Source organism: Acidovorax sp. (genome assembly GCF_046339755.1).
Classification (GTDB): domain Bacteria; phylum Pseudomonadota; class Gammaproteobacteria; order Burkholderiales; family Burkholderiaceae_C; genus Acidovorax.
Window position 1 is genome coordinate 1 of sequence record NZ_JBKDTZ010000297.1, and the last position, 10,035, is coordinate 10,035.

The 10,035-nt window shown below is 66.3% G+C and carries 8 protein-coding genes and 1 pseudogene; 7 read left to right on the forward strand and 2 right to left on the reverse strand.

The features are described from left to right. The 4 genes and pseudogenes from ACK59X_RS25410 to ACK59X_RS25425 all read left to right on the forward strand — a co-directional run. A pseudogene (locus tag ACK59X_RS25410) lies at positions 1–208 on the forward strand (hypothetical protein); the annotation flags it as partial. Between the two features lie 5 nt (positions 209–213). After that, positions 214–2,070: an AMP-dependent synthetase/ligase gene (locus ACK59X_RS25415; RefSeq protein WP_409961208.1), complete on the forward strand. Its 1,857-nt coding sequence runs from the start codon at positions 214–216 to the stop codon at positions 2,068–2,070. Between the two features lie 104 nt (positions 2,071–2,174). Then, positions 2,175–3,338 (forward strand): ABC transporter substrate-binding protein, encoded by a 1,164-nt coding sequence (locus ACK59X_RS25420; protein ID WP_409961210.1) that lies wholly within the window; start codon positions 2,175–2,177, stop codon positions 3,336–3,338. Positions 3,339–3,454: 116 nt separating this feature from the next. Further along, positions 3,455–4,618, forward strand: coding sequence for an acyl-CoA dehydrogenase family protein (locus tag ACK59X_RS25425; protein WP_409961212.1), 1,164 nt, complete (start codon positions 3,455–3,457; stop codon positions 4,616–4,618). Between the two features lies 1 nt (position 4,619). On the opposite strand, the gene ACK59X_RS25430 is transcribed toward ACK59X_RS25425, so the two are convergent. Beyond that, positions 4,620–4,925, reverse strand: coding sequence for a hypothetical protein (locus ACK59X_RS25430; RefSeq protein ID WP_409961214.1), 306 nt, complete (start codon positions 4,923–4,925; stop codon positions 4,620–4,622). Positions 4,926–5,166: 241 nt separating this feature from the next. Here ACK59X_RS25430 and ACK59X_RS25435 point away from each other — a divergent pair, with 241 nt between their 5' ends. Further along, positions 5,167–5,799, forward strand: a complete 633-nt coding sequence (locus tag ACK59X_RS25435; RefSeq protein ID WP_409961216.1) for an outer membrane beta-barrel protein — start codon at positions 5,167–5,169, stop codon at positions 5,797–5,799. Positions 5,800–5,883: 84 nt separating this feature from the next. Here ACK59X_RS25435 and ACK59X_RS25440 read toward each other — a convergent pair whose 3' ends face one another. Further along, entirely contained in the window at positions 5,884–6,171 is a 288-nt protein-coding gene (locus ACK59X_RS25440; protein ID WP_409961217.1) for a hypothetical protein, read from the reverse strand. 216 nt (positions 6,172–6,387) lie between these two features. Between ACK59X_RS25440 and ACK59X_RS25445 the strand changes: the two genes are divergently transcribed. Further along, on the forward strand, positions 6,388–7,593 hold the full coding sequence (locus ACK59X_RS25445; RefSeq protein WP_409961219.1) for an acetyl-CoA C-acetyltransferase: 1,206 nt from the start codon (positions 6,388–6,390) through the stop codon (positions 7,591–7,593). 13 nt (positions 7,594–7,606) lie between these two features. Next, positions 7,607–9,769, forward strand: a complete 2,163-nt coding sequence (locus ACK59X_RS25450; protein WP_409961221.1) for a 3-hydroxyacyl-CoA dehydrogenase NAD-binding domain-containing protein — start codon at positions 7,607–7,609, stop codon at positions 9,767–9,769. The last annotated feature ends 266 nt before the right edge of the window (positions 9,770–10,035 follow it).

Below are 10,035 nucleotides of genomic sequence, written 5' to 3' on the forward strand. Positions count from 1 at the left end.
GCCCGCCACCCCGGCGGCGTCCCAGTCGGATAACCGCCAGAACACAGCGTCCGACTCCGGCTATGTGCTGGAAACCGGCCGCATCGTGCTGGAGGACAGCTGCGAGCGCCTGCGCGAGAAGGACGACATCAAGGAGTTCTACCTGGGCATGAAGGACGCCGGCGTGCGCGGCGAGCGGCGCTGGAAGAAAAAGAAGAACTGGAGGTGACCGGCATGTCCAACCTATGGGATCTTTCCCACATCCAGCCGGCCGGCACCGATGTGCTCGCGGGCGACACCATGGCCGCGATGTTCTGGAACGGTGTGGCCCGGCGCGGCCCGAACGTGTGGCTGCGCCAGAAGCAGCTCGGCATCTGGAAGAGCTGGACCTGGAACCAGACCGCAGAAGCCGTGCGCGAGATCGCGGGCGGCCTCATGTCCCTGGGCTTTGCGCCCGGGGAATGCGCCTCGGTGCTGTCCAACACCAACATCGAATGGGTGCTGGCCGACCTGGCCGTGCTCAGCTGCGGCGGCGTTTCCAATGGCATCTACCCCACCGGCGCGGCCAGCAAGGGGCACGACCTGAGCGAAGACTCGCGCACCACGGTGCTCTTCGTCGAGGACGACGAACAGCTGGACAAGGCGCTGGAGGTGCGCGGCCAGTTGCCGCTGCTGCGCAAGATCGTGGTCTTCGACATGGAAGGCCTGCGCGGCCTGTCCGACCCGCACATCCTGAGCCTGCAGGCCTTGCGCGAACTGGGCCGCGGCTGGAACGCACAGCACCCGGGCGAGCTGGAGCGCCGGGTGCAGGGCTGCCGCCCCGAAGACGTGGCCATCCTGGTCTACACATCGGGCACCACCGGCAAGCCCAAGGGCGCCATGCACACCCATGCCGCGCTGGCCTACACCGTGCGCGGCTACAACACGCTGATCTCGCGCACCGAGGACGACGAGGCCATGTGCTTCCTGCCGCTGTGCCACATCGCCGAGCGCATGGGGGGCGAGTACTTTTCGCTCTATACCGGCTCTCGCCTGAACTTCGTGGAGAACCCCGACACCGTGCCCGAGAACGTGCGCGAGATCGCTCCCACCGTGTTCACCGCCGTTCCGCGCGTGTGGGAGAAGTTCTATTCGGGCGTGATGATCGCGCTCAAGGAATCCACCCGGCTGCAGCAGGCGGCCTATGCCTGGTCCATCGGCGTGGGCACGCGCATTGCCGAGCAGGTGCTGGCCGGGCAGCCCGTGGGCGCCGGGCAGAAGCTGCAGTTCCGCCTGGCGCGCTGGCTGGCGCTGGACAATGTGCGCAAGCTCATCGGCATCCACCGCGCGCGCTTTTTGGTCACCGGCGCGGCGCCCATCTCGCCCGACCTGGTCAAGTGGTACCTGGCCCTGGGCGTGCCCATGCTGGAAGTGTGGGGCATGACCGAGACCTGCGGCGCTGCCACGGGCGTGCCCGCCAGCCGCATCAAGCCCGGCTCCATCGGCCCCGCCGCAGGCTACAACGAGGTGCGCGTGGACCCGGCCACGGGCGAGATCCAGGTGCGCGGCCCCAACGTCTTCAAGGGCTACCTGAACCTGCCCGAGAAGACCGCCGAGACCATCTCCCCCGATGGCTGGCTGCACACCGGCGACGTGGGCGTGATCGACGCCGACGGCTACCTGCGCATCACCGACCGCATGAAGGACATCATCATCACGGCCGGGGGCAAGAACATCACACCGAGCGAGCTGGAGAACGAGCTCAAGTTCAGCCCCTACGTGACCGATGCTGTGGTGATCGGCGACGCCCGCCCCTACCTCACGGTGATCATCATGATCGACCAGGAGAACGTGGAGAAGTACGCACAGGACCACGACGTGCCCTTCTCCAACTACGCCAGCCTGACGCGCGCCACCGAGGTGCAGGCGCTGATCCAGGCCGAGGTGGACCGCGTGAACAAGCGCTTCGCGCGCGTAGAGCAGATCAAGAAGTTCTTTCTGCTCGACACCCAGCTCTCGGCCGAGGACGAGGAGCTGACTCCGACCATGAAGCTCAAGCGCAAGCTGGTGCAGCAGAAGTACGCCGACCGCATCGAGGCCATGTACCGCTGAGCCCATGTTGCGGCGCGCCATGGACCGCTAGGGAAAGTGCTGGTGCTCCACCCGGCGCATCGTTCTATAACGGGATCCGTCCTATCCATACAAGGAGACCTGCCATGAGACTTCTTCACCTTGCCGCACTGACCACCGTGGCCATGGCCGGCGGCGCCGCGCATGCCCAGGCCACGCAGGGCGTGGCCAAGGACACCATCACGCTGGGCTCCATCCAGGACCTGTCGGGGCCGCTGGCGGGCTTCGGCAAGCAGGTGCGCCTGGGCATGATGCTGCGCGTGGACGAGGCCAACGAGCAGGGCGGCGTCAACGGCCGCAAGATCGACCTCAAGGTGGAAGACTCGGGCTACGACCCCAAGAAGGCGGTGCTGGCGGCGCAGAAGCTCGTCAACCAGGACAAGATCTTCATGATGGTGGCGCACATCGGCACCGCGCAGAACCTGGCGGCCATGCCGGTGCAGTTCAGCAAGAACGTGATCAACTTCTTCCCGGTGACGGCGGCGCGCGAGATGTACGAGCCCTTCCACAAGCTCAAGTACTCGTTCGCTGCGACCTACTACGACCAGATCCGCCTGGCTGCGCCCAAGCTCATCAAGGAAAAAGGCGCCAAGAAGATCTGCACCATCTACCAGGACGACGAGTTCGGCCTGGAGGTGATGCGCGGCGGCGAAGCGGCCCTGAAGAGCATGGGCATGGACTTCACCGAGAAGACTTCGTACAAGCGCGGTGCCACCGACTTCTCGTCCCAGGTGGCGAAGATGAAGGCGGCGGAGTGCGACTTTGTGGTCCTGGGCACCATCATCCGCGAAACCATCGGCACCATCGGCGAGGCACGCAAGACCGGTTTTAACCCCACCTTCCTGGGGTCGAGTGCGGCCTACACCGACCTCATCCACAAGCTGGGCGGCAAGCCCATGGACGGCCTGTACGCCACCATGACGGTGCAGCACCCCTACCTGGACGAGGCCTCGCAGCCCATCCGCTTCTGGGCCAACAAGTACAAGACCAAGTTCAATGAAGACCCGACCGTGTTCTCGGTCTACGGCTACGGCGCCATCGACGCCTTCATCCGCGCGGCGCAGAAGGCCGGTACCGGGCTGACCACCGAAAGCTTCATCAAGGCCATGGACACCATGGTGATCCCGCCCGACATGTTCGGCAGCGCGGAAGCGTCCTACGGCCCGCAGAAGCGCCTGGGCAGCGACCTGTCGCGCCTGTCGCAGATCCAGGACGGCAAGTGGAAGGTGGTGTCGGACTACGTCAAGTAAGCGGCGTCCGCCTTCGCCTCCAGGCCGCCCCCAATGGGCGGCCTTTTGTTGGCGCAGGTCCATGGCAGAATTTTGAAAAGCACATGCTTTGCAAAATTACACCGGAGACGAACACCATGATCGAACGCACCCTCTTCAACGCCGACCACCAGGCCTTTGCCGAAAGCTTCGCGCGTTTCCTCGACAAGGAGGTCGCCCCCCACCACGCAGCCTGGGAGGAACAGGGCTACGTGGACCGTGCCGTATGGGCCAAGGCCGGCGAGAACGGCTTTCTGTGCATGAGCCTGCCCGAGGAATACGGCGGTGCGGGCGCCGACCGGCTGTATTCGGTGGCCCAGATGGAGGCCATCGCGCACGCGGGCTTCACCGGCCTGGGCTTCGGGCTGCACAGCGAGATCGTGGCGCCCTACGTCCTGCACTACGGCAGCGAGGAGCAAAAGCGCCGCTACCTGCCGCAACTGGCCAGCGGCGCCATGGTAGGCGCCATCGCCATGAGCGAGCCGGCGGCCGGCAGCGATCTGCAGGGCATCAAGGCCACGGCCGTGAAGAGCGCCGACGGATCGCACTATGTGCTCAACGGCAGCAAGACCTTCATCACCAACGGCTGGCATGCGGACTTGGTGATCGTGGTGGCCAAGACCGACCCGGCCGCCGGCGCCAAGGGCACCAGCCTGCTGCTGGTGGAGCGCGGCATGCCGGGCTTCGAAAAGGGCCAGCGCCTCAAGAAACTGGGCATGAAGGCGCAGGACACCTCCGAGCTGTTCTTCACCGATGTGAAGGTGCCGGCCGAGAACCTGCTCGGCGGCGCGGCCATGGAAGGGCGGGGCTTCATCTGCCTGATGGAGCAACTGCCCTGGGAACGCATGCAGATCGCCATCAGCGCCGTGGCCGCCGCCCAGGCAGCCATCGACTGGACGGTGGACTACGTCAAGCAGCGCAAGGTCTTTGGCCAGCCCGTGGCCAGCTACCAGAACACCCGCTACACCCTGGCCGAGCTGCAGACCGAGGTGCAGGTGGCGCGCGTGTTCGTGGACAAGTGCTGCGAGCTGGTCGCGGCCGACCGGCTTGACACGGCCACCGCCAGCATGGCCAAGTACTGGACCACCGACCTGCAGTGCAAGGTGATGGACGAATGCCTGCAGCTGCACGGTGGCTACGGCTACATGTGGGAGTACCCCATCACCCGCGCCTATGCCGATGCCCGGGTGCAGCGCATCTACGGCGGCACCAACGAGATCATGAAGGAAGTGATCACCCGCGCCATGGGGCTGGGCAAGTAGCTTACAGAAGCCAGGTTTCGCGGATTTCTTCGGGGCTGAGCTTGCGCGGCGCAGGCGCCGCTCCGCGCACCTGCAGCCAGTCGCGCACGCCATCGCGGCCGCTGAGCCCGCGCACCAGCAGCACCCCCGCGGCGATGCCGCGCACGGCCGCCGCGCTGCGGCTGGGCGCCATCAGCGCGGACACGGCCAGGCCCGCGCCGGCGGCCAGCGCCAGGTGGTGCTCAAGGAAAAAGCCGGAGCGCGCGTCGTCGTATTCGATGGCGTCGCGTGCCAGGCGCTGCAGGGATTCGGAAAGGGTTTTTGCCATGTTCTGGATGTCGGAAGCGATCAATGAACAGCCGGCCTCCATGCATGCAGGCCGGCCATGAGAACCAGTTGTTCACAGGCTACAGGATAGCGTGCTGCCCGCACAGTTCCCAGCAGGCGGATTCCTACAAAAGCCGCTTACCAAATCCCACGTGCTGTTACAGGGCAGCCGCATAAATTGGAAGTCAGGCGGCCTGCGCGTGCGGGCGCCAAGAACGGTGTCCTTACCCCGGGAGACTTCCATGAGACATGCACGGCGCAGCAACAGCACTTCCCCCTGGCTCATTGCCGCTGTCGGCGGCGCCCTCTTCGGCGTCGTGTGCGGCATCGCGCGGGCGCAGGCCCCGCCAGATGCGCCCCTGCCCTCATCGAGGTCGTTCCTGCCCTTCACCCAGGCCGGTTACGTCGGCCTGTCGGGCGGGCGTTCCCGGTACGACCTGTATTCGGGGCCGTCCGGGCTGGCTTACGACGACAGCGACACCGCCTGGAAGCTCAGCACCGGCGGGTACTTTCACCGCAACTTCGGCGTGGAGCTGGGCTATCTGGATTTTGGCCGCTCGTACCGGCTGGACGGCAGGACCAAGGCCCAGGGCGTCAACCTGAGCCTGGTCGGTCGTGCCCCCATCGGCGATCGCCTGGAGCTGTTTGCCAAGGCCGGCACCACTTACAGCCGCACCGTGACCTCCACCCAGCCGGTCTATGGACTGCGCACCGGCAGGGACAGCGGCATGGGCTTGTCCTTCGGCGTGGGCGCCAGTTGGGGCTTCACGCCCAATATCGCTGCCGTACTGGAGTGGGAGCGCCACCGCCTGCACTTCGCGGACGATACGGCCCCTGCCGACATGGCCACCGTGGGCGTGCGCTACCGGTTCTGAGGCACAACGAACGGCGCCGCCGGCCCCCGGCAGCGCCAGCAGCATGGTGCCGGGACAACTTCGGCAACCGTCTACCTCCCCGCCCTATTGCATGCGACCTGGCTGCTCGTAATGCTCGTCCCAGCGCAACGCAAGGCCATGGGACGCGACGGGTTCACGCCAGACGAAATATAGCGTCGCCAGCACGATGAGGGCCGCCATACCCATGAACGGCCCCAACAGCCAGACGACCCCCAGTACCGCGAGCAGGCATACGGCGATGTAGCGAATCCCCTCCTTGTCCAAGGCCCCATACCCGGCCTGCGGCGATTGCGGCGCGCAATGGTGGCTGGTCGGCGGATCTGCTTCGCGACGCTGGGTGCTGCTGCTCATGGTTCACCTGGATGGAAGAGAGGATGGACAAGGTGCTGGGAGATGAGTCTCGAAGCCCTGGCGCAGGACCGCCGTCAGCCAAACCATCCAGCCCCTGCCGTCCTGTTCCTACAGCCGGGGTGGATAACGGCTCCTCTGTGTCACCATTTATACAAAGCAAATGCTCTGCATAAAGCCGTACCGCCCTATACTGCGGCGACCAACTGGAGACACGCCATGACACAAGCCTATGTGTTCGATGCCATCCGCACGCCGCGGGGCAAGGGCAAGAAGGACGGCAGCCTGCACGAAGTCAAGCCCATCAGCCTGCTCACCGGCCTGCTGGCCGAGCTGCAGCGCCGCCACCGCTTCGACACCGCCGCCGTGGACGACATCGTCATGGGCATCGTCTCGCCCGTGGGCGAGCAGGGTTCGGTGCTGCCCAAGGTGGCGGCGCTCAAGGCAGGCTGGGACTTCCGCGCCTCGGGCGTGCAGGTCAACCGCTTCTGTGCCTCGGGCCTGGAGGCCGTAAATCTGGCCGCGCAAAAGGTGCGCTCCGGCTGGGAGGATCTGGTGGTGGCCGGCGGCGTGGAGAGCATGAGCCGCGTGCCCATCGGCTCGGACGGCGGCGCCTGGGCGCAAGACCCGGACACCAACTCGGCCACCCTGTTCGTGCCCCAGGGCATCGGTGCGGACCTGATTGCTACGCTCGATGGCTTCACGCGCTCCGACGTCGACGCCTATGCCGTCGAATCCCAACGCCGCGCCGCTGCTGCGCGTGCGGCCGGGTACTTCAAGCAGTCGGTGGTGCCGGTGCAGGATTTCCTGGGCCTGCCTATCCTGGAGGAAGACGAGTTCATCAAGCCGCAGACCACGCTCGAAGGCCTGGCCGCGCTCAAGCCCTCGTTCGAGCAGCTGGGCGGCATGGGCTTCGACGCCGTGGCGCTGCAGCGCTACCCTGGGGTGGGGCGCATCCACCATGTGCACCACGCGGGCAATGCTTCGGGCATCGTCGATGGCGCGGCGGCCGTGCTGATCGGCAAAGAGGCCGCCGCCGCGGCCCATGGCCTCACCCCCCGCGCGCGCATCGTGGCCACGGCGCTCAGCGGCGCCGACCCGACCAGCATGCTCACCGGACCGGTGCCCGCCGCGCGCAAGGCGCTGGCCAAGGCCGGCATGGACATGGCCCAGATCGACCTGTTCGAGGTCAATGAGGCCTTTGCCGCCGTGCCCATGCGCTTCATGCGCGAGCTGGGCGTGCCGCACGAGAAGGTCAACGTCAACGGCGGCGCCATCGCCATGGGCCACCCGCTGGGCGCCACGGGCGCCATGATTTTGGGCACGTTGATCGACGAGCTGCACCGCCGGCAGCTGCGTTACGGCCTGGCGACCTTGTGCGTGGGCGGCGGCATGGGCATTGCCACCATCGTCGAACGTGTCTAGGAAGGACCCCACCATGCAGACCATCCGCTACGAACTCCTCGATGCCGCCGACGGCAAGGTGGCCCTCATCACCTTCGACGAACCCGACTCCAGCGTCAACACCATGTGCCGCCAGTGGCAGGCCGACCTGGGCGAGGCCACGGCCCGCGTCGTGGCCGACCGCGCCCAACTCAAAGGCGTGGTGCTGGCATCGGCCAAGACCAGCTTCTTCGCAGGGGCCGACCTCAAGGCCACCATGCGCCTCACACCGGCCGATGCGCCCACGGCCTTCGGCGAGATCGAGCGCATGAAGAAGCACTTTCGCACGCTGGAGACCCTGGGCATCCCGGTGGTCAGCTGCCTCAATGGCGCAGCGCTGGGCGGCGGCTGGGAGGTGGCGCTGTTCGGGCATTACCGCATCGCAGTGGACAACCCGCGCATCCAGTTCGGCCTGCCCGAGGTGACCCTTGGCCTGATGCCCGGCGCCACCGGCAGCACCAAGATGACGCGCCTGCTGGGGCTGATGGGCGCCCAGCCCTACCTGCTCGAAGGCCAGCTGTTCAATCCGCGCGAGGCGTTGGAACTGCAGTTGGTGCACGAACTGGTGGCCACGCCCGAGCAACTGTTGCCCGCCGCGCTGGCGCGCATCGCCACCCACCCGCACTCGGTACAGCCCTGGGACGACAAGAACCACAGGATGCCCGGCGGCACGCCCGCCAACCCCAAGGTGGCCGGCGCACTGAGCGTGGCGCCCGCCATGCTCAAGAAGACCACGCGCGGCCGCTACCCTGCCCCCGAGGCGATTCTGGCCACCATGGTCGAAGGTGCCCTGGTCGATTACGACACGGCGCTGCGCATCGAAAGCCGCTACCTGGCCCGCCTGATGACCGGCCCCGTGGCGCGCAACATGATCAACACGTTCTTCTTCGACATGAATGCGATCAAGAGCGGCCAGTCGCGCCCCGGCAATGCCCCACGCTACAAGCCGCAGAAGGTCGGCATCCTGGGTGCCGGAATGATGGGCGCGGGGATTGCCTGGGCCCAGGCCAGCCGGGGCATTGCCACGGTGCTCAAGGATGTCACGCAAGAGAAAGCCGATGCCGGCAAGGCCTACAGCGCCAAGCTCTCGCAGGCGCGCGTGGACAAGGGCCGCATGGAAGCTGCTGCGCAGCAGGCGCTGCTCGACAGGATCAAGGCGACCGCCGATGCCGCCGACCTTGCTGGCTGCGACCTGGTGATCGAGGCCGTGTTCGAGAACCGCGAGCTCAAGGCCAAGGTGACGCAGGAGGCTGAGCCCCAACTCGCCGAGGGCGGCTTCTTCGCCAGCAACACCTCCACCCTGCCCATCAGCGGCCTGGCCCAGGCCAGCAGCCGGCCCGCAAAATTCGTCGGCATCCACTTCTTCAGCCCGGTGGACAAGATGAAGCTGGTGGAGATCATCCGCGGCAAGGCCACGGACGACGAGACCGTGGCGCGCGCGTTTGACTATGTGCAGACCCTGGGCAAGGTGCCCATCGTGGTCAACGACTCGCGCGGCTTCTATACCAGCCGCACCTTCGGCACCTATGTCATGGAAGGCGCAGCCCTGCTCGGCGAAGGCGTGCCCGCCGCCTTGATCGAGAACGCGGCCATGCAGGCCGGCATGCCCGTGGGGCCCCTGGCCGTGCTCGACGAGACGGCGCTGACCCTGAGCGTGCATGTTCTCGACCAGACCCGCGCCGACTATGCGGCCGAGGGGCGTACGTACCTCGCCACACCTGGCGAGTTGCTGGTGGAGCGCATGGTCAAGGAGCTGAAACGTCCGGGACGGGCGGGCGGGGGCGGGTTCTACGACTACCCTGCGGGTGGCAGGAAGCACCTGTGGCCGCAGCTGTCGTCGCTGTTCGGGCGCCCTGCAGATACGTCAAGCGCCCTGAGCGTGCAGGAGATCCAGGACCGATTGCTGTACCGGCAGGCGGTGGAGACGGCGCGGTGTCTGGCGGAGGGCGTACTCACGAGCGTGCACGATGCGAACATCGGGTCGATCTTCGGGATCGGGTTTCCGGCTTGGACGGGGGGGGCGATGCAGTTCATTTATGGAACAGGAGTGGAGGCGTTCCTTGCGCGGGCGGATGAGTTGGCGCAGAGGTTTGGGACGGGGTTTGCTTTGGATGCTGCAGTGCGTGATGCGATCGCGAGATTTCAACCTCGGTATTGACGCTCAATACCCAAGCGAACAATTTGCCTGATTGGTGGGCGGGAGCCGGGATGTGCGCCCGGCGGCGCAGTAACTTTCTCTTGGGCCGCCAAGAGGGTGTAGAAAAAACATAATCCAATCCTGCGGCATTGATTGCACAGGAGCAATGCGATGGCAAGGACAGGCCGACCACCCGTAATTGCGCCGGCAGAGTACGCGGCGCTGCGCGAGGTGGTCAGAGACAACCCGCAGGCGACGCTGCCCGAACTGGCGCTGGCATGGGCCGA

Excerpts from the sequence above, each read along its gene's own strand:
- ACK59X_RS25415 (WP_409961208.1), top strand. The coding sequence starts at position 214 with ATGTCCAACCTATGGGATCTTTCCCACATCCAGCCGGCCGGCACCGAT.
- ACK59X_RS25420 (WP_409961210.1), top strand. The coding sequence starts at position 2,175 with ATGAGACTTCTTCACCTTGCCGCACTGACCACCGTGGCCATGGCCGGC.
- ACK59X_RS25425 (WP_409961212.1), top strand. The coding sequence starts at position 3,455 with ATGATCGAACGCACCCTCTTCAACGCCGACCACCAGGCCTTTGCCGAA.
- ACK59X_RS25430 (WP_409961214.1), bottom strand. The coding sequence starts at position 4,925 with ATGGCAAAAACCCTTTCCGAATCCCTGCAGCGCCTGGCACGCGACGCC.
- ACK59X_RS25435 (WP_409961216.1), top strand. The coding sequence starts at position 5,167 with ATGAGACATGCACGGCGCAGCAACAGCACTTCCCCCTGGCTCATTGCC.
- ACK59X_RS25440 (WP_409961217.1), bottom strand. The coding sequence starts at position 6,171 with ATGAGCAGCAGCACCCAGCGTCGCGAAGCAGATCCGCCGACCAGCCAC.
- ACK59X_RS25445 (WP_409961219.1), top strand. The coding sequence starts at position 6,388 with ATGACACAAGCCTATGTGTTCGATGCCATCCGCACGCCGCGGGGCAAG.
- ACK59X_RS25450 (WP_409961221.1), top strand. The coding sequence starts at position 7,607 with ATGCAGACCATCCGCTACGAACTCCTCGATGCCGCCGACGGCAAGGTG.